The organism is Amycolatopsis sp. NPDC098790 (assembly GCF_044759945.1).
In the GTDB taxonomy this organism is placed as follows: Bacteria; Actinomycetota; Actinomycetes; order Mycobacteriales; family Pseudonocardiaceae; genus Amycolatopsis.
The window spans coordinates 336,347-355,340 of the sequence record NZ_JBIWAI010000002.1 but is presented as its reverse complement, the minus strand read 5'-3'; the positions used below and the strand labels follow the sequence as shown (position 1 = coordinate 355,340).

Sequence of the window (18,994 nt, the reverse complement as noted above, 5' to 3'; positions counted from 1 at the left end):
GGCGTTCAACGCGCGGCCGTCATCCCGCCGTCGATGGTGACGACGGTCCCGCTGATGTAGCCGGCGCGCTCGGACGCCAGGAAGGCCACCAGGTCGGCGACTTCGCGGGGCTCGGCGATGCGCCCCGAAGGCAGCGAAGCGAAACCGGCGTCGACGTCGGCGTTGGCGGCACGCATGGCGGTGACGCGCTCGGTGGCCACCGGGCCGGGGTTAACGCCGACCACGCGCACGCCGTGGCGCGGGCCTTCCCCGCCGAGTGCCTTGGTGAAGGCCATCAAGGCGGCGTTGCCCGCGCCACCGGCGATGTACCCGGCGGTCGGCCGTTCGCCCGCGCTGCCGATGACGTTGACGATCACGCCGTGGCCGCGGGCGCGCAGCCGCGGGTACACGAGCCGGACGAGGTCGACGTAGCCGAAGACCTTCAGGTCCCACGCGTGCCGCCAGCGCTCGGGCCCGACGTCGTCCAGGGTGCCGGCGGGGATGTCACCGGCGTTGTTGACGAGGATGTCGGCGTCGCCCGCCGCCTCGGCCAGCCGCTCGATGCCGGCGGTGCCCCGGAGGTCGACGGCGTGCGTGGTCACCGCCACACCGTGGTCCTCGCGCAGCTTCCGGGCGCGCTCCTCCAGCGCTTCCCCGTTGCGGGCGGCCAGGTGCAGGTCGCACCCTTCGGCGGCCAGCGTCTCGGCGACGGCCGCGCCGATGCCCTTCGAGGCGCCGGTGACCAGCGCCCGTTTCCCCTCGAGGTGCAGATCCATGGCTCCAGCTTCGCAAGGACGTGATCTTGAGCGGCAGGGTCCCCCTCGACGAGGCCGGCGACTTCGGCGGTTCTGTCCGATTTGGACCGAAACTCCCTTGCTGCGGCCCGGGTTCCGGCCGGGACGGGACGGGCCCGCACGGCCGCCGGATAGCATGATCGGGTGACCAACCCGCTCGTTGCGCAAGCCCAGGACTCCACCAAGCCCTACACGGGCATCTCCCTGCTGGAGAGCGCGAACGACCTCAAGTCGGCCATCGAAAGCGGGGACTGGGCCTCGGTCGCCATGGGCGCGGTGGGGACCGCGCTGGACGCCCTGTCCATGGCGATGGACCCGTTCGGCGCGATCCTGGCCGCCGGGGTGGCGTGGCTGATGGAGCACGTCGGGCCGCTGAAGCAGGCGCTCGACGGCCTGACCGGCAACGCGGACGAGATCGCGGCCCAGTCGGAGACCTGGAAGAACGTCGCGGGCGAGCTGCAGTCCATCGGCACCGACCTCGGCGACATGGTGGGCGCGGACCTGCGGTCCTGGACCGGGCCGGCGGCCGACTCGTACCGGCAGCGGACGCAGGACGCGGTGGCGCTGCTGGAGTCCGCCCAGAAGGGCAGCGAAGGCGCCTCCAGCGGCGTGAAGACCGCGGGTGAGGTCGTGGCCGCGGTGCGCGCCCTGGTGCGGGACATCATCGCGGAGCTGATCGGGCACCTGATCAGCTGGGCGTTGCAGGTCGTGTTCACCCTCGGGATCGGCCTCACGTGGGTGGTGCCGCAGGTGATCGGCGCGGTGGCGAAGACCGCGTCCAAGATCGCGGATCTGGTCAAGCGGCTGGTCACGGCGCTCAAGGCACTGGTCCCGCTGCTCAAGCGCGCCGGCGACCTGTTCGGCGACGCGGCGAAGGCCCTGAAGAACCTCAAGACCGGCGGCAAGGTGTCGACGCCGCCGAAGGTCGGCCCCATCGACGGCACGCCGAAGGCCCCGAAGCCCCACGGCGGCGACTCGACGACGCCGTCCGGGGACCACTCGCCGCCACCCCCGAAGGGCGGCGACGCCACCACGCCGTCCGGCGATCACACCCCGCCGAAGACGCCGGACGGCACGCCGGACACCACCCCGGGCGGCACGCCGCCGCCGGGCAAGGGGCCTTCGGACACCACCACGACGTCGGGCGCGGACGGCGGCATCCGGGGCGGCAACGGCAACCCGCCGCACAACTCCACCCCCACCCGCGACCTGCCCGACTGCGGTGACCCGATCGACGTCGCGAGCGGGCGGATGTTCCTCCCCCAGACCGACGTCGAGCTGCGCGCCGCGCTCCCGCTGATCGTCTCGCGCACGCACCTGTCGGACTACCGCTGCGGCCGGTCGTTCGGCCCCACCTGGGCGTCCACCCTGGACCAGCGGCTGGAGGTCGACGACGAGGGCGTCAGCTTCGCGGCCGAAGACGGCGCGCTGATGACCTACCCGCTGCCGGGCGTCACCGGGTCGGTGCTGCCCGAGTTCGGGCCGCGCTGGCCGCTGGCCCGCACCGCGGACGGCGGTTTCACCCTCACCATGCCCGAGCTGTCGCAGACCCTGCTCTTCGCGCCGACCGGCGGTCCGGAGCTGCCGGTGACCGCGGTGCTGCGCGGCTCCGGGCCCCGCATCGACTTCCACCGCGACGCGACCGGCGTCCTGCGGACCATCGGGCACTCCGGCGGTTACTTGCTCGCCGTCGAGTCCGCCGGCGGCCTGGTCACCGGGCTCAGCCTGGCCGGCGGCGCCCGGCTGCCGGACGGCACGCCCGCCGACCTCCCGCTGGTCCGCTACCGCTACGACGACGCCCGGCGCCTCGTCGAGGTCGTCAACTCCTCCGGCCGTCCGCTGCGCTTCGGTTACGACCGCGACGGGCGCATCACGAGCTGGGAAGACCGCAACGGCGCCTCCTACCGCTACCACTACGACGCCGCCGGCCGCTGCGTCCGCACCGAAGGCGACGGCGGGTACCTCGACTACACCTTCGCCTACGACCCGGCCGCGCGCGTCACGCGGGCGACGAACTCGCTGGGCGCGGTCATCACCTACCACTTCACCGAGTGGGGCCAGGTCAGCCGCGAGGTCGACCCGCTCGGCCACGAGGTCCGCTACGAGTGGGACCGGCACCACCGGCTGCTGGCCCGCACCGACGAGCTCGGCGGCACCACCACCTACACCTACGACGAAGCCGGCGACCTGGTCGCGGTCGGCTACCCCGACGGAACCGGCGACTCGGCGCGGTACGACGAGAAGCACCGGCCGGTCCTCACCGTGGACGTCGACGGGGCGCGCACGACGCGGGAGTACGGCGAACGCGGCGAGCTCGTCGCGGCGGTCGACCCGGCGGGCGCCCGCACGACCTACGGCTACGACGGCGCGGGGAACCTCGCCACGATCGTCGACCCGGCAGGCGGGCGGACCACCATCGTCTCCGACGCGCGTGGCCTGACCCAGGCGATCACCGGGCCCACCGGCGCGGTGCGCACGTTCGAGTACGACGCCTTCGGCCGCCTGGTCGCGGAGACCGGCCCGGCCGGCGAGACCACCCGGTACGCCTGGACCGTGGAAGGCCGCCCGCTGCGCCGGACCGGCGCCGGCGGCGGCACCGAGCACTGGTCCTACGACGGCGAGGGCAACCTGCGCGAGCACCGGGACGCCACCGGGGCGCGGACGCTGCACGAGGTCGGCGGGTTCGACCTGCCGGCCGCGCGGATCGCGCCGGACGGCAGCCGGATGGAGTTCACGCACGACACCGAGCTGCGGCTCGTCGCGGTCCGGAACGAGCAGGGGCGCCGGTGGGAGTACCGCCACGACGCGGCGGGGAACCTGGTCGAAGAAACCGACTTCGACGGGCGCGTGCTGCGCTACGCCTACGACGCGGCGGGCAACCTGACCAGCCGCACGAACGGCGCGGGCGAGACGCTCGAGTTCACCCGTGACGCGCTCGGCCGGGTGGTCGAGCAGCGCGCCGGCGCCGAGGTGACCCGCTGGACGTACGACCCGGCGGGCCGGCTGCTGCGCGCGGTCAACGCCGACGCCGACGTCACGTTCACCTACGACGCGCTCGGGCGGGTGCTGTCCGAATCCTGCAACGGCCGCACCGTGCGGTCGGAGTACGACGTGCTCGGCAGGCGGACCCGGCGCACGCTGCCGTCGGGGCTGGTCAGCGAGTGGGCCTACGACGCGGCCGACGCGCCGGTCGGGCTGCGGGTCGGCGGGCACGCGATGAGCCTGCGCCGCGACGGCGCCGGCCGTGAGGTCCAGCGCGAATGGGGCGCCACGGACATGCGCCGGCACTGGGACTCCGCGGGCCGGCTCACCGCGCAGACCGTGACGAGCGGCCCGGCCGGGGTGGTGCACCGGCGCTCCTACGACTACCGCGAGGACGGCCTGCTCGTCGCGACGCACGACGCCGCGGCCGGGACGCGGTCGTTCGAGCTCGACCCGGTGGGCCGGATCAGCGCGGTCACCGGCGCCGCGCACACCGAGCGCTACAGCTACGACAGCACCGGCAACGTGACCGGCGTCCAGGCGGGCGCCGTCCCCGACGCGCTCGCCGGGCCACGGACGTACGCGGGCAACCGGATCACCGGCGCCGGTGCCGCCCGCTACACCCACGACCGGCAGGGCAGGCTCGTCGAGCGCACCGCACCCGGGCTCGACGGACGGCCGCACGTCTGGCGCTTCACCTGGAACGCCGAGGATCGGCTCACCGGCGTCACGACGCCCGACAGGCAGCGCTGGAGCTACCGCTACGACCCGCTGGGCAGGCGGGTCGCGAAGCAGCGCCTCGCGGGCGACGGCACGGTGGCCGAGCAGATCGACTTCACCTGGGACGGCGCGGCGCTGGCCGAGGAGCACCGGCTGACCGCGGCCCGGCAACGGCGGCTGGTGAGCTGGGACGTCGAGCCCGGCAGCGACCTCCCGCTGGTGCAGAGCGAACGGCTGCTCGGACCGGACGGCTTCCGGCAGGTGCTCGACGAGCAGTTCCACGCGATCATCACCGACGTCGCCGGCACGCCGACGGACCTGGTGCGGCTCGACGGCGTGATCGCCCGGCAGCAGCCGCAGTCGATCTGGGGCCGGGCGCTCGCCGCCGCGCCGGACGTGACCCCGCTGCGGTTCCCCGGGCAGTACTTCGACGCCGAGACCGGCCTGCACTACAACTACCACCGCTACTACGACCCGGGCACCGCGCGCTACCTCAGCGCCGACCCGCTGGGCCTGGCGGGCGGGCCGAACCCGCAGGCGTACGTCGCCAACCCGCTGGCATGGATCGACCCCTCGGGGCTGACGCCGTGCGCCGACGCCGCGTCCGGCAGCGGCGGCGGCAACCGCGGCGGGGGCGGGAACCGGGGTGGCGGCGGCAACAACAACCGCGGCAACGGACGGGGTGGCGGCGGCAACACGAGCGGGCCGAGCCGGCCGCCGCGCACGAACAACCGGCCGCCCCCGCCGTACTACGACAACCCGCTCCCGACGACCCCGCACGCGACGGTGCCGCACACACCGGACAACCCCAACGGGAGCCTTTACCACTACACCAACGAAGCCGGCATGAACGGCATCATGGGCAGCGGCCACGTGCGGCCGTCGGCGTGGACGCACGGCACGCCCGACAACCCGCTGGTCGGCTCGCACGCGCGGTACGGATCGGGCGGCTACTTCACCAACATCGCGCCCGGGCAGCTGTCGCAGGAAGGGCTGTCCCAGGCCCTGGTGCTCAACCCGGGCTCCGGCGCCAGCTTCACGCACCACATCGAGGTCAGCCCGTCCGCGCTGGAGAGCCAGGGGTACACGATCTCGCAGTCCGACCACCGGCCGGACGTGTACGTGGTGCACCACAACGACCAGCCGACGAACCACCCGAACCCCCGGCCGGTCCAGATCGGCGACGCGCACGTCAGCCACGGCCCGAACCCGCCGGGGCCGCACCTCGGCAGCAGCATGGGCCAGGAAGACTGGGGCGACGCGGCCCGCCCGCGCCCGCCGCGGCAACGCTGAACCGGAGACCCGACATGGACTACCTGCACGTGCACTGGCGGCACGAGGCCGCCGACGCCCCGGTGGACATCTACAGCGAACTCGACGACGACCGCTGGGAGGTCCGCAAGGTCGAGGTCTTCCCCGACGGCACCCTGCACCACGCCGACGACTGGAGCTCGACGGGCAAGACCGGGCTCAGCGAGGTGCCGCTCCCGTCGTTCGAGGAGATCGCCGCCCAACGCGCGCTCACCCCGGCCGTGATCGACGCGGCGGAGTTCGAACGGCTGTGGAAGCGCGCGACCGAGGGCTGACGGCCGCCGTCTTCACGGTTCCAGGACACCGAGCCGGCCGGCCGCCTCGATCACCTCGCCGAGCAGCTCCAGCCACCGGCCCACGTCGGCGGCCTGCAGGCCCTCCGCCAGCCCGAGGCCCTGGCCGCCGGCGAGGTACACCTGGGTGGCTCCGCTCTCGCGGGCCGTCACGAGGTCCTCGGCGACCTGCCGGGGCGAGCCGCCGAGGAAGGGCCGGCCCGCGCCGATCGGCTCGCGGGTGAGCGGGGTCGGCCAGGGCACCTGGTCGACGACCGCGAGGTCGCGCGGGTCGCGGCCCGCTTCCCGGGCGGCGGCGTGGAACGTGGAGACGACGTTCCGCAGCTCCGCCGCCGAGGAGGCGATCGGGACGATGCCGTCGGCGATCCGGGCGGCGCGCTCGACGGCGGCGGGCGCGTTCGCGGCCAGCAGGACCGGGATGCGGGCCTGCACCGGTTTGGGGTTCACCTCCGACGGCGCGATCCGGTAGAACTCGCCCTCGTGCCGGACCGGGTCCGGGCCCCACGCGGCCCGCATCGCCGTGATGAACTCCTCCGTGCGGGCCCCCTTGCGGGCGACCGGCACGTTCGCCGTCTCGAACTCCTGGTGCTGCCACCCCTGGCCCAGGCCGGCGACGACCCGGCCGCCGCTGAGCCGGTCCAGGGTGGCGAGCCGGCGGGCGAGCACCACCGGCACGTGCAGCGGCGCCACCAGGACCGCGGTGCCGAGCTTGATCCGCTCGGTCACGGCGGCGACGTAGTCCAGCGTCGCCAGCGGCTCGTACGTCGAGGCGTAGAACTCCGGCACCCGCTGGGGTGCACCTCCGCTCCACAACACGACCTCTTCGAGCGGGCGCAGCAGGCGTTCGAACGTCCACAGCGCGGCGTAGCCGAGCCGTTCGGCTTCCCGGGCGACCTCGACGATCGTCTCCGGGGAGGTCTGCGGTCCGGCGGTGGGCAGGGCGATTCCGAGTTCCATGGTTCCTCACAACGGGGTGGGCGCGCTCGGCGAGGTCGGCCGGGCGCGGTCGGGTTCGACGACCGGCGCGCTCCCAGCCGCCGGCGTCCAGCTCGTGGAAGGCGTGCGCGCCGAGGCCGGCGGCCCCGCGTCCCGGTCCCGCACGGTGAGGGCGGGCAGGTACGAGTCCTTTCGGGACATCAGCTCGGCCACGGCGAGCCGGTGATGCGCTCGACGGTCGTCGTGCGCCGGAAGCCGGGGACGAAGTGGGCGAGGTAGTCGGCGTTCACGGTGCCGTTCGTGGTGTCGGGCCGGTTCTTCAGGCCGTCGACGGTGGTGCGCAGGAACTCGTCCTTGAAGTTCCCCCGCGGGTGGGCGGCGACGATCTCGGCCAGCTGGTCGCCGTCCAGGTCGTCCAGGCCGAAGCCGAGCACGTCGGTCAGGACGCCGAGGTACGTGGCCGCGACCTCCGGCGCCATCCGCACGGGGATGCCGGGGGTGGTGTGCAGCGCGATCGCCGTCCAGGCGGTCTCGGCCGCGGCGGCCGGGAAACCCCGGTCCAGGAGGAACGCTCGCGCGTGGTCGGCCCCGTCGACCTCGAAGCGCTGCTCGGCGTCGGAGAACGGGGTCAGGAGGCCGGCGTCGTGGAACATCGAGGCGACGTACAGCAGCTCCGGATCGGGGTCCACGCCGAGCCTGCGCGCGTGCACCAGGCCGAACAGGAAGACCCGCCGGGAGTGGTGGTAGAGGAGGGCGCTGGTCGTCTCCCGGATGTGCCGGGTCGCCTCGGCGACCGCGGCCGTTCCCGGAATCTCCAGCCCCGCAATGACTTCGGACATGCTTCCATGCTGCTCGCGGGGCGGCGGCCGGCGCCGCCTCCGTCCGGCCGGGAACCCCTCGAATCCGGACACGGCGGCGTGCTACCAATGAACGATGCCTGCTCATCGCGTCGCGTTCCTCGTCTACGACGGGGTGACGCTGCTGGACCTCGCGGGGCCCGCGGAGGTGTTCAAGGAGGCCAACCGGTTCGGCGCCGGCTACCGGATCGCGCTGCTGTCGCCGTCCGGTGCGGACGTCACGTCGAGCCTCGGCGTCCGGATCGCGGTCGACGGCGCCGTCACCGCGCAGCCGGCGCACGACACGTTCCTGGTGGCCGGGTCCGACATCTACCCGCGCAGGCGGGTTACCGGTGACCTGGCGGACGCCGCGCGGATCCCGGCCGCGGCGGCCGGCCGGGTCGCGTCGATCTGCACCGGGGCGTTCGTCCTGGCCGCCGCGGGCCTGCTCGACGGCAAGCGCGCGACCACGCACTGGCAGGTGGCGCACGAGCTCGCCGCCCGGTGCCCGACCTGCCACGTCGAACCCGACGCGATCTACGTCCGCGACGGCACCACCTACACCTCGGCGGGCGTGACGGCCGGCATCGACCTCGCGCTCGCCCTGGTCGAAGAGGACCACGGGCCCGGCCTCGCGCGCGACGTCGCCTGCGCCCTGGTCGTGTACATGCAGCGGGCGGGCGGCCAGTCGCAGTTTTCCGCGCCGCTGCGGGGATCCCCGCCGCGCTCGCCGGCTCTGCGCACGATCACCGACCTGGTGACGGCGAACCCGGGCGGCGACCATTCGCCCGGTGCGCTCGCCAAGCACCTCAACGTGAGCACCCGGCACCTCACCCGGCTCTTCCACGACGAGCTGGCCACGACACCGGCCCGCTACGTCGAGAGCATCCGGTTCGACCTGGCCAGGGCGCTGCTCGACCAGGGGCACACCGCGACGCAGGCCGCGGCCCTCGCCGGGTTCCCCGGCTACGAAAGCCTGCGCCGGGTCTTCGCCCGGAAGCTGTCGATCAGCCCCGCCGCCTACCGGCGCCGGTTCGGCACGGCTCGCCGCTGACCGGCCAGCACCACGTCGATCAGCGAGTCGGCAGTGGCGCGGAGCCGGTCCGGGTCCTCGTAGACGCGTTCCATCACGACGATGCCCCGGGTCATGGTGACCAGCACCCGCGCCGCCTCGGCCGGGGGGAGGGCGAGCCGGTCCTCTTCGGACTCGAGCCGGTCCCGGACGAGCTCCTCCAGACCGTCGAGCAGGCCCCGCAACGCGGTCTGGATGCGCTCGCTTTCCGCCCGGGAGTCGATCGCCGTCTTGGTGGTCAGGCACCCGCGATGCGGGTCACCGGTGGTCATGGACGCGATGGTGAAGCCGAAGAAGTCCCGCAGGGCCCGGCCGACGTCGGGGTCGGCGAGCACGCGGGCCGCCTCGGCGAGGAAGTCGCGGGCGTAGTCCTCGAACACCTGCAGGAACAGGGTTTCCTTGTCCTGGTAGGCGTTGTAGAGCGAGCCGCGCAGGACGCCGGAGGCGGTCGCGATGTCCTGGATGGACGTCGCGCCGTACCCCTTCGCCCAGAAGATGTCCCTCGCCAGCTCGAGGGTGCGCCGCTCGTCGAACTGCCGCTTGCCCGCCACGGCATCAGCGTACCCCATCTTTGACAGGTCGATCAAAGATGAGTTACGTTCGAATCATGACAGTTGTGTCAAAGATGAGTTCTCCCCCGCTCGACCTGCGGGAACGCCGCACCCTGATCACCGGAGCCGGCAGCGGCATCGGCCGCGCGCTGGCCCTGGAACTGGCGTCCCGGCGGGGTGTGCTGGCGCTCGCCGGCCGCCGCGCCGGGCCGCTGGCCGAAACGGCGGCGCTGGTCGCCGAGCGCGGCGGCACCGCGTACCCGGTCACCGCCGACCTCACCGCCGACGGAGAGCCGGACCGCGTGGTCGCGGCCGCGGTCGAAGCGCTCGGCGGCCTCGACGTCCTGATCAACAACGCGGGGAACGTCCGCGCGGCGGCCCTCGAGGACATCGACGTGGCGGACATCCGTGCCATGGTCGGCCTCAACCTGCTGGCCCCCGTCCTCACGGCCCGGGCGGCGCTGCCGCACCTCCGCGCCGCGGGCGCGGCGCACGGAAACGCCGCCCTGGTCGGGATTTCCTCGGCCGCGGGATTGGTCGGCACGCCGTTCTACGCGACGTACGCGGCGACCAAGGCCGGTGTCATGCGCTTCGGCGAAGCTTTGCGGCGCGAGCTGTACGGCAGCGGCATCCACGTCGCCTCGGTCTACCCCGGCCCGGTCGACACGCCGATGATGACGACGACCCGGGCGGGCGCGGACCTCGGGTACGGGCTGCGGCCGGTCGGCGAAGTGGTCGCGGAGATCGTGGCCGGGCTCGAGGAACGCCGGATCGACATCAACACCCAGCACCCCGACCGCCGCGCGATGCAGGAGCTGAACGCGCGCGACCCGCTCGCGGTCGACGCCGCACTCGCCCCGAAGCTGGCCGAGCTCCGCGCGGCGGTCAGCACCCATCGGAGCATCTGAGCGACGCCACTCGCGCGAACGGGTCCGACCCCCGTCCCTTCCTTTACGCCGCCGGAGTTCCCGAGCATCATGGGACGACGGGGACGGGGGTGGCCGATGGGGGAAGATCCGCCGGGACACGAGGACGTCGTCCACGGCTTGGAACTGGTGCGGCAGGATCGTGCGCAGGAGGCCGCCGCGCTGTTCGAACGGGCGGCCCGGCTCGGGAACTCCGATGGCGCGCACAACCTCGGCGTCCTGTTGCTGGACGCCGACCGGGTCGCCGAAGCGCGGCACTGGTTCCGCCAGGCGGCCGAGTCCGGGAACGGCGACTCCGCGATGATCCTCGCTTCGCTGCTCCAGCAGGCCGGCCATCCGGAGCACGAGTACTGGCTGGACAAGGCTTTGGCGGCCGGCCGAGGCCCGAAGTTCGAGAAGGCCGTTCCGCCCGAGACCGCACAGGCCCGGGCCTTGAGTGCCTGGGAACGCGCGGTCCGGCTGGTCCAGGCCGGACAGCCGGGCCAGGCCGAGGCGCCGCTGCGGGAAGCGGCCGAGCTCGGTCACCTCGCCGCCATGGCCAACCTCGGCGTCATCCTGCACCGCTCGGGACGCGACGCCGAAGCCGTGACGTGGTGGCGGCGAGCGGCCGAGGACGGGAACACCGACGCCGCGTACAACCTGGGTCTCTTCCACCTCAAGGGCGACCGCACCGCCGAGGCGCAGCGCTGGCTGCGGAAGGCCGTCGACGGCGGGCACACCGAAGCGATGAACGACCTCGGCGTCGCGTTCGGCAACACCGGCGACTGGGAAGAGGCCGAGTCGTGGTGGCGACGGGCGGCGCACGCGGGCAGCGGCGGCGGCGCGACGAACCTCGGCACCCACCTCACCGCCCACGGCCGCGCAGCCGAGGGCGAACGGTGGCTGCGGGTCGCGGTCGACCGCGGCCAGCCGATCGCGGCGAACGCACTGGCGCTGCGGTGCCGGAACACCGGCCGCCCCATCCAGGCCGAGTCGCTGTGGCGGCGCGCCGCCGAGGCCGGCCACGTCGAGTCCGCCTACCACCTGGGCTTGCTGCTGGCGCTCGCCACCCGGGTCGGCGAAGCTCAGCGGTGGCTGGCCCAGGCAGCCGAGGGCGGTCTGCCCGCGGCGATGGTCGATCTCGCCGAGTTGCTGGCCGGGTCAGGCCGTGGCAGCGAAGCGGCTGCGTGGCGGACGCGGGCGAAGCAGCTCGACCCGCACGTGACCGGTCAGCTGACCGTCACCCGCGACGAACCGAGGTGAGGACCGGCTACCGCAGCTTCGTCGGCGGGGTCGTGCCGGTCCGTTCGTCGCCGTAGCCGAGCCACGTCCCGATCGGAGCGCGCTGCCCGACTCCCGGGCGGGTGTAGTCGCACACGCCGCCGGGGAACGCCGCCGTCAGCCGCTTCCGGTCCGCCGCGGTGAAAGTGACCGGGTAGTCCCGGAAGTTCAACGGCTTCAGCCGGCACTTCAGGACGTCGAGCGACAGACCCTCCCCCGCGACCATCCGCGTGTTGGCCGCCACCGGGTACTGCGCGCCGCACTGGCCGCTCGCCGGGTACGTCAGCTTCTCCGTGATCCGCGACGTCGCGGACAGGTAGCAGCCATCGCCCAGGTCGGCCGGCCGGTTCGCCAGCACCTTCTGCTGACGGCTGCGGTGCGAACCGTCGGCGTCGATCGCGGTGAGCCAGCGGTCCATCGCGTCGAGCTCGTAGGCACTGGCGGCCGCGGCTTCGGCCGGGGTGGGGTGGTTTTCGATGATGACCTGGTTGGCCGCCGTGCCGTTGGCGCGCAGAAGCCGTTGCCGCATCACGTAGGACCACTCGGTGGTGTGGATGTCGTTGCCGAACCCGGCGAAGTCGAGGTCGGTCCGCTGGTCGATGATCGGCGTTTCGCGCAGACCCTGCGACCCGGAGTTCAGGATGTCCTCGGCGTAGACCGTCTCGAGCGCCTTCGGATCGGCCGCGATCCGTTGCGGCGCGGGGGCTCCCGTGTAATCGAGGCCGCCGATTTCGGCGTTGAGGTCGACGAACTGCGCCGCGGTGATCGTCCCCGCCTTCAGCGCGGCCAAGCCGTACTGCACGCCCGTGGTGTCCAGCGGGCTGCGCACGAACCCGGTCCTCGGGTCCCGGCCGAGCTGGTTGACCAGCTGCTCGTTCGAGTTGCACTTCACCCCGCGCGGGTTGGTGACCGGATCCCACCGCGCCGGGACCGGGATGGCCGCGTTGCAGCTGCCGGTCGCGGTCGCGCGGCTGGCGAAGGTCTGGTTCCAGGAGACGCAGCTGTCGTAGCTGGCGAAGCCCGCGACGGCCTGCTTCTGCGCCGCGGTGAACGCCGCACCCGGCCCGGCGAAGTACTGCTCGAGCAGGCGGCAGTCCGACACCGGGCCGCCCACGCTCAGCGGGTCCGGGAACGAGACGCCGGGGATGATGCCGTCGACGATGCCGGGGTAGTTCTCGGCGATGTCGTACTGCTGGATCGCGCCGCCCGAGCCACCCCAGCCGATGGTGTGGGCGACCGGGCCGTAGGTTTCGACGAAGTGCTCCTTGACCATCATCGCCGCCTCGGCCGAGATGATCGGGCTGCAGTTGGTGTCGAGCACGTTCAGGGTCGACGACGCGACCGCGTAGCCCCGGGCGAGGAACAGGTCGTTGACGACCCCGCCGGTCGAGGTGCCCTGGTGGTAGCCCGCGTTGCAGCCGCCGCCGAAGGTGTAGACCAGCTTCCCGTTCCAGCCGCGGTCCGGCGCGACGGGCGACGGCGTGCCGTCGTAGAGCGCCGCCAGCTCGTAGACGGCGCGGTCGATCGTGCCGCGCTCGACGCGCACGACGTAGGGCACCGCGTGCCCGTTCACCGTGGCCGTCGCGAGGTCCGCGGGCCGGGTGGCTGGGTCCGCCAGCGGCGCGAACGCCCCGGCGGTGGTCCGGTACTGGTAGCTCACCTGCGTCGGCGCGCTGCAGAGCGGCTGTGACGCGGCGGGCAGGCCGAACGCCTGGGTCTCGCAGTAGAACGGGAGCTGCCGCGAGCCGGAGAAGACGGGCCCGGTGCTCGGGTGGTTGGTGACGCGCAGGGACGTCCGCTGGTCCGGGCCGGGCCCGCTCGCCCGGGCGGTCAGGTCGTTGGCACCGTCGCGCAGGCCGGTCACCAGGCCCAGCAGGCTGCCGTCCGGCTGGGCGCGGAAGCTCGAGGTGACGTCGCGGCCGTTCGCGCGGACCTCGACCCGCGTCCTCGGCGGGGCGGCGACCTCGACCAGGACCTGTCCCCCGCTGACGAGCGACGGCCGCGGGTTGGACACCGTCTCGATCGCCAGGCGCCGCCCGGCCGACGTGTCGGGCGCGGCCACCGCGGTCGCGGTCCCCAGCAGGAGAACCGGCGCGGTCAGCGCGGCCACGACGAAAGCACGGTTTGCCACCGGACACTCCGCTCGCTCGTGGCATCGCGTCGTCGCGACACCGGGCAGCTGCCGGTATAGCACCCGCGGCCAGGCTTGAACAACGTTCGGTTCGAGGTGGCGGGTGGCCCGCGCCCACCTGCCACGGGTTTTCGCCCGGCCGCCGTTGGGCGGTACGCCCCGGCGCACGCGTGCCGCACGATGGGGCGATGGCGGTCCGGCCTCTCCCGTACCCCTTCGGGGACACCGTCGCGCGGCAGCCCCACCCGCGGTTCGCCGAGCTGCGGAGGTCCGGCGCGCCGGTGCGCGTCACGATGCCCTACGGCGGGGACGCCTGGCTGGTGACGCGCTACGAGCAGGCGCGGTTCGTCCTCTCCGACCCCCGGTTCTCCCGCGCCGCCGCGGCCGGGGCGGACGTGCCGCGCGGACGTCCCGGCTTCGAGCCGGCCGGGAACCTGCTGGCCATGGACCCGCCCGCGCACCACCGGATCCGGTCGCTGGTGGCCACGGCGTTCACCGCCCGCCGGGTCGAGCTGCTCCGGCCCCGGATCCGGGAAATCGTCGACGCGCTCCTCGACGGCCTCACCCCGCCCGCCGACTTCGCCTCGGCGGTGGCGTGGGAGCTGCCCGTGCTGGTGATCTGCGAGCTGCTCGGCGTGCCGCCGGACGAGCGCCGGATGGTGCGCGAGTGCACCGAAACGCTCGTCGCCTCGGGCGGCTCGGTCACGCCCGCCGACGTCACCGCGGCACGGGGGAAGCTGGCAGGTGCGCTGACCACGCTGATCGCGCGACGCCGGGCCGAGCCCGCCGACGACCTGCTGACCGCCCTCGTCGCCGCCCGCGACGAGGAAGACCGCCTGACGGACGGCGAACTGCTCATGCTCGGCGTGGCGCTGCTGGCGGGTGGCCACGAAACCACGGCGAGCCTCACCGGCAGCTTCCTGGTGGAGCTGCTGTCCGACCGCGAACGCTGGACGACGCTCGTGGCCCGGCCCGAGCTGATCCCGTCGGCGATCGAGGAGCTGCTGCGGTTCGTGCCGCTGGCGACGGTCGCGGACTTCGCGCGGATCGCCGTGCAGGACCTCGAAATCGGCGGCCAGGCCATCCGGGCCGGCGACGCGGTCCTGGTCCAGCTGGACTCGGCCAACCGCGACGAATCGGTGTTCGCCTCGGCCGGCGTCCTCGACTTCGAGCGCGAGGTCAACCACCACCTCGCGTTCGGCTTCGGCGTGCACCACTGCGTCGGCGCACCGCTGGCCAGGCTGGAGCTGCGCGTCCTGTTCTCGACGCTGGTCCACCGCCTGCCGGACCTGCGCCTCGCGATCCCCGCGGACGACGTCGAGTGGCGCCGCGGCGGACTGCTGCGCGGGGTCGCGAGCCTGCCCGTCACCTGGTAGCTCACACGCGGCAGGCCACCATCGGCGCCCCGGCGGGCACCGGCTCGACCCGCACCTTCCACTCGACGAACACCACCGCCGCGCCCACCCGGGACGCGACCCCGAGCTTGCGGATGATCCGGCTGACGTGCGCCCGCACCGTGCGCTCGCTGATGGCCAGCTTGCTCGCGATCTCCCGGTCGGTCTTGTCCGCCGCGACGATCGCGAGCACCTCCAGTTCCCGGTCGCTCAGCACCCCGGACGGTCCACCCAGCACTCCGATTTCCACGTTCCCTCCCCCTCGACCCGAACCCCCGCCGCGCCCGGCGCACCGGCGGACGCACCCACGGTCCCAGGTCCCGTCGACAATCCGTCGACAGCCGTCAGCCCGGCCAGCGGCGAGCGGCGAGGTCGGCCAGCGAGGTGGTGACCAGCAGGCAGCGGCGTTGCGGGGAGAGCGCTTCGTACTTCGGGAGCATGTCGGTCTCGATCCACTTCCACCGGTCCTCGAACACCGTGATGTCGCCGCCCGGCACCACGGCCCGGAACGGTTTCCCGCCGGGCAGCGGCGAGAGCGCCTCGCGGGACATCTGATCGGGGATCAGGTCGAGGTCCTTCATGTCGCGGATCCGCGCGTAGTACGGCGCCACGACGGTTTTTTGTTCCCGCAGCAGCAGTTCGCGATTCCCCCGCCGGACGCGCACGGCGTCACCGGAGGCGATGTCCCGCCAAGCGTCCACCGGCACACCGCCGATGGCCACCAGTTCCGGCAGGCCCGCCTCCGCGAAGGCCTGGTGCTGCCAGGCGAGGTCCTCGAAGATCGCCCGCTGGGTCGCGAGCAGCACCACCTGCAGGCCGTGCGCGTAGTTCACGATGACACCGGCACTGGGATTGACCCCGATGCCCCACTTGGCGGTGTCGAACTGCTGCTGCGCCACGATCAGCCCGTGGTAGACGGCGCCGCCCGCGAGCTTCGCCATCCCGGCCCAGAGCAGGTTTTCGTTGCGGGTGAACAACCCCGTGTAGTAGGCGTAGACGCGCTCGACGATCGCCCGCTGGCGCTCGAACCCGTCGTCCGGCTTCCACAGGGCCGGATCGATGCCGGCCGCGGCCAAAGCCAGCCGCCGCCATTCGGCCACCGACCGCCGCGGTGCCGCTGTCGGTGCCGGGGGTGCCGGGCGCACCGGGGCCAGCAGCACCGGGCGCACGACCTCCGTCCGGATGGCGGTCCATTCCCGGCTCAGCAAGCGTTCGCCGGACCGGATCGCGCGCCCGCGCAGCTCCGGGTGGCGAGCGTGGAACACGACGTCGGTCAGCCAGGTCTCGTCCCGTTTTCCGCCGGAGACGAGCAGCTGGACGGCCAGGGACGCGTGGCCCGCCTTGAGCGCCGTGCGCACCAGGAGCGGCAGCCGCGCCACGGTTTCCGCCCAGTCCTCCAGCTCCCGCTCCAGGGAAAAGGGACGCTCCACATCGGACAGTTCGGCGACGGCGAACGGGCTGACCAGCCCACCCGGGCCGGCTAGGAAAGATCGGTCAGCCACAGCCAGCCCGTCCTTCCCGCGTGCTTCCCGCCGGTCACGGTCACCTTCGTCCAGAACCACGCCTGCGACGGCACGAGCGACCTCGGGCGGACGTCGATCCGCTGCAGCGGCGTGCCTTTCGGCAGGGTGGCGATCGTGGCGCGGGTGACCGGGTTGTCCCACAGCCGCGCGCTCTTCGCCGTCACCTTGCGGCTCTCGGCGATCGGCACGGCTTCCGGCCGCGTGTCGACGGATGTCTTGCTGTCGTTCCACAGCCGGGCCGCGGCCAGGAAGGTCGGCGACGGCACCCCCGCCGACGCGACCTCGAACTTCAGCAGCTCCGGCGGCCGGCCGTCCGGCCAGCTCCAGCCCCAGCGCACCGAACCGTAGTAGGTGCCCTTCTGGTTCCCGCGGTCGCGACGGCCGCCGTCTCGAACTGCTGGCTCCACACCCCCGTGTGCTCCGCGTCCGCCGACGTGAAGGCGTCGCCGGAAGTCAGGTTCGGCTGGTCGTCCATCGACGCACCGGTCGTCTGCCACCCGCCCTTCGCGTCCTTGCGACGGGACCCGGGGGTCGCCGGGGCGTACCACGGCACCGGGCTCCGCGGGAGCTGGTCGATGTGCGCGCCGTCGCCGGGAACCAGCCGGCTTTCGGCGGTCCGCCGCTCCTTTTCGGTGTCGGTGTACTTGTTGTACGGCACGCCGTTCTTGATCGAGCGCGCGACCTGGACGAACTCGATCCGCTCGGCGTCGACGAACGCGTTGGGCCGGAACGAGAGGGTGATGCCCGCCCCGTGCCCGACGAGCAGTTCGCTGCCGGCCGGGAACACCTCCTGGAGGACGAACCGGTCCGCCGTGAACGAGCCGGCCCACGTCCGCACGGTGGCGACCCGGGCCGGTGCCCGCCCGGACGGGCCTTCCCGGTCCACCGCCGGCTCGGGCATCGGAGCGTGCGTCCACTCCCACTCCCACCGGGGTTCGGGGAGCGTCCAGCCGCGCACCTCCCTCACTCCTTCCGGCCGTTGAGCGACGGGGCGAGCGTCGAGCCGTTCGGCGACGGCGCCGTCCCGACCGCCGGCGGCGAGGCGGGCCGGGGCACCCGCAACGGCTGGGTGCCGGTGACGACGGGCCGCGGGTGGGCGGGCGATTCCTTGACCCGCTCGCCGGTGGCCGACTGCCAGTTGTTGATCACCGAGCGGGCGTCGCTGACGAGGTTGTTCTTGCCGGTGAACAGGCTCGCCGCGGTCTCCTCGGTGTCGAACAGGCCGAGCTCGATGCCGCGCAGCAGGGTCGACATCGGCTCGGCGAGGTCGAACAGCTCCCGCGAGCGCAGGGCCGGGGTGATCCCCACCTTCTGGCCGAGCGCGCCCAGCCGGTCGGCCGCGTTGCTCGCCTGCGCCTGCAGATCGATGATGACCGACGTGTCGGTGTCGATGGTCAGGTGGAACCAGTTCAGCATCGTCACGTAGGCGAACTCTTCGCGGGCGAGCGCGCCGCCGCGGCGGCGGTTGCCGAGGAGGTCCTTGATCGCGGTGGAGAGCAGGGCGATGTAGCCCGGGTCGGTCGGGTTGGGGCCGCTGTTGTTCGCCGTGTTCTCCAGGCCGATCCAGACCTGGCGCAGGAACTCGCTCCACTTCTGCCGGAAGTCGAGGTTCACCGGGCCGGTCATGGCCTTCCAGTCGGTCAGAGGGCCCGAACCGGCCCACACCGGCGGCACCGGGTGGGCGAGGTCCAGGCCGAACATGCGCCAGTACGCGTTGCGCCGGTTGGTCCGGTCGAACGGGCGGACGTCGCTGAGCACGCTGGCCACCGAGAACGTCGGGCTGTCCCGGAAGAACAGCTGCTCGGTCGCGCGCAGCCAGGCGATGCTGTCCGGCGACAGCACGCCCATCGTCTCGCCGACCAGGAGCCGCCGCACGACCTCGGCGAAGATCTCGACGATGCCCGTGCTCTCCAGGACGTACGCGTAGGCCAGGTGGTGCCACAGCAGCGGCGGGCAGAACAGCTGGTTCGGCCGCCCGCTCCACTCGAACGGCCCGCCGGAGTTGATCCCGGACGGGGCCAGGAACGCGTTGAGCCCGTCGGTCGAGGTGAACGGGTCGTCGTCGCCCGGCTGGGTCGGCAGGTCGAGCGCGTCGAGCACCTTGTCGTCGAAGAACGTGGTGAAGAAGACGAGGTCCGCCTGCCCGGTCGGGTCCGGGATCTGCGGTGTCCGGCGGGCGCCGCCCCACACCTCGTCCAGGAAGTACGCGATCTGCCAGGGATGCAGGCGGAACACCCGCTGCGTACCGAGGGTCTTGGCCAGTGGAAAGAACATGACGCTGTCTCC

At 73.2% G+C, this 18,994-nt stretch carries 17 protein-coding genes; 7 read left to right on the top strand and 10 right to left on the bottom strand.

Going from position 1 to position 18,994, the window contains the following annotated elements; genetic code table 11:
- Positions 1-5 precede the first annotated feature (5 nt).
- Positions 6-755 carry a short-chain dehydrogenase/reductase gene (locus ACIQWX_RS15415; RefSeq protein WP_400870322.1) on the bottom strand — a complete coding sequence of 250 codons (750 nt, stop codon included), beginning with the start codon at positions 753-755 and terminating at the stop codon, positions 6-8.
- A 162-nt stretch (positions 756-917) separates the two neighbouring features.
- On the opposite strand from ACIQWX_RS15415, the gene ACIQWX_RS15410 reads away from it, so the two are divergent.
- Positions 918-5,768, top strand: coding sequence for an RHS repeat-associated core domain-containing protein (locus tag ACIQWX_RS15410; protein WP_400870319.1), 4,851 nt, complete (start codon positions 918-920; stop codon positions 5,766-5,768).
- 14 nt (positions 5,769-5,782) lie between these two features.
- Complete coding sequence (locus ACIQWX_RS15405; protein ID WP_400870317.1) at positions 5,783-6,061, top strand: DUF6881 domain-containing protein; 279 nt, start codon at positions 5,783-5,785, stop codon at positions 6,059-6,061.
- Between the two features lie 12 nt (positions 6,062-6,073).
- Here the strand turns inward: ACIQWX_RS15405 and ACIQWX_RS15400 are convergent, their stop codons facing one another.
- Positions 6,074-7,036 carry a TIGR03619 family F420-dependent LLM class oxidoreductase gene (locus ACIQWX_RS15400; RefSeq protein WP_400870314.1) on the bottom strand — a complete coding sequence of 321 codons (963 nt, stop codon included), beginning with the start codon at positions 7,034-7,036 and terminating at the stop codon, positions 6,074-6,076.
- On the opposite strand from ACIQWX_RS15400, the gene ACIQWX_RS15395 reads away from it, so the two are divergent.
- Positions 7,035-7,241, top strand: coding sequence for a hypothetical protein (locus tag ACIQWX_RS15395; protein ID WP_400870311.1), 207 nt, complete (start codon positions 7,035-7,037; stop codon positions 7,239-7,241). The two genes, ACIQWX_RS15400 and ACIQWX_RS15395, sit on opposite strands and share 2 nt — an antisense overlap.
- On the opposite strand, the gene ACIQWX_RS15390 is transcribed toward ACIQWX_RS15395, so the two are convergent.
- On the bottom strand, positions 7,216-7,854 hold the full coding sequence (locus ACIQWX_RS15390; protein ID WP_400870308.1) for an HD domain-containing protein: 639 nt from the start codon (positions 7,852-7,854) through the stop codon (positions 7,216-7,218). The two genes, ACIQWX_RS15395 and ACIQWX_RS15390, sit on opposite strands and share 26 nt — an antisense overlap.
- A 94-nt stretch (positions 7,855-7,948) precedes the next feature.
- On the opposite strand from ACIQWX_RS15390, the gene ACIQWX_RS15385 reads away from it, so the two are divergent.
- Entirely contained in the window at positions 7,949-8,905 is a 957-nt protein-coding gene (locus ACIQWX_RS15385) for a GlxA family transcriptional regulator (RefSeq protein WP_400870306.1), read from the top strand.
- Here the strand turns inward: ACIQWX_RS15385 and ACIQWX_RS15380 are convergent.
- Entirely contained in the window at positions 8,872-9,474 is a 603-nt protein-coding gene (locus ACIQWX_RS15380) for a TetR/AcrR family transcriptional regulator (RefSeq protein ID WP_400870303.1), read from the bottom strand. The two genes, ACIQWX_RS15385 and ACIQWX_RS15380, sit on opposite strands and share 34 nt — an antisense overlap.
- 56 nt (positions 9,475-9,530) lie before the next feature.
- Here ACIQWX_RS15380 and ACIQWX_RS15375 point away from each other — a divergent pair, with 56 nt between their 5' ends.
- Complete coding sequence (locus tag ACIQWX_RS15375) at positions 9,531-10,382, top strand: SDR family NAD(P)-dependent oxidoreductase (RefSeq protein ID WP_400870300.1); 852 nt, start codon at positions 9,531-9,533, stop codon at positions 10,380-10,382.
- Positions 10,383-10,478: 96 nt separating this feature from the next.
- Positions 10,479-11,642 carry a tetratricopeptide repeat protein gene (locus tag ACIQWX_RS15370; RefSeq protein ID WP_400870298.1) on the top strand — a complete coding sequence of 388 codons (1,164 nt, stop codon included), beginning with the start codon at positions 10,479-10,481 and terminating at the stop codon, positions 11,640-11,642.
- Positions 11,643-11,649: 7 nt separating this feature from the next.
- On the opposite strand, the gene ACIQWX_RS15365 is transcribed toward ACIQWX_RS15370, so the two are convergent.
- Positions 11,650-13,791, bottom strand: coding sequence for a DUF6351 family protein (locus tag ACIQWX_RS15365; protein ID WP_400870295.1), 2,142 nt, complete (start codon positions 13,789-13,791; stop codon positions 11,650-11,652).
- A gap of 188 nt (positions 13,792-13,979) precedes the next feature.
- On the opposite strand from ACIQWX_RS15365, the gene ACIQWX_RS15360 reads away from it, so the two are divergent.
- The gene (locus ACIQWX_RS15360) at positions 13,980-15,167 is read left to right on the top strand and encodes a cytochrome P450 (RefSeq protein ID WP_400870292.1); all 1,188 of its coding nucleotides are present in this window, start codon (positions 13,980-13,982) and stop codon (positions 15,165-15,167) included.
- A 1-nt stretch (position 15,168) separates the two neighbouring features.
- Here the strand turns inward: ACIQWX_RS15360 and ACIQWX_RS15355 are convergent, their stop codons facing one another.
- From ACIQWX_RS15355 to ACIQWX_RS15335, 5 genes are all read right to left on the bottom strand, one after another.
- Positions 15,169-15,435 carry a LuxR C-terminal-related transcriptional regulator gene (locus ACIQWX_RS15355; RefSeq protein ID WP_400870289.1) on the bottom strand — a complete coding sequence of 89 codons (267 nt, stop codon included), beginning with the start codon at positions 15,433-15,435 and terminating at the stop codon, positions 15,169-15,171.
- Between the two features lie 94 nt (positions 15,436-15,529).
- Positions 15,530-16,687 (bottom strand): hypothetical protein, encoded by a 1,158-nt coding sequence (locus ACIQWX_RS15350; RefSeq protein WP_400870286.1) that lies wholly within the window; start codon positions 16,685-16,687, stop codon positions 15,530-15,532.
- Positions 16,666-17,046, bottom strand: a complete 381-nt coding sequence (locus ACIQWX_RS15345) for a hypothetical protein (protein ID WP_400870283.1) — start codon at positions 17,044-17,046, stop codon at positions 16,666-16,668. Before ACIQWX_RS15345 ends, ACIQWX_RS15350 begins: the two co-directional genes overlap by 22 nt.
- Positions 16,998-17,666: a hypothetical protein gene (locus ACIQWX_RS15340; RefSeq protein ID WP_400870281.1), complete on the bottom strand. Its 669-nt coding sequence runs from the start codon at positions 17,664-17,666 to the stop codon at positions 16,998-17,000. The genes ACIQWX_RS15345 and ACIQWX_RS15340 overlap by 49 nt, the downstream gene beginning before the upstream one ends.
- Before the next feature lie 5 nt (positions 17,667-17,671).
- Complete coding sequence (locus ACIQWX_RS15335) at positions 17,672-18,982, bottom strand: hypothetical protein (protein WP_400870278.1); 1,311 nt, start codon at positions 18,980-18,982, stop codon at positions 17,672-17,674.
- Positions 18,983-18,994: the final 12 nt, after the last annotated feature.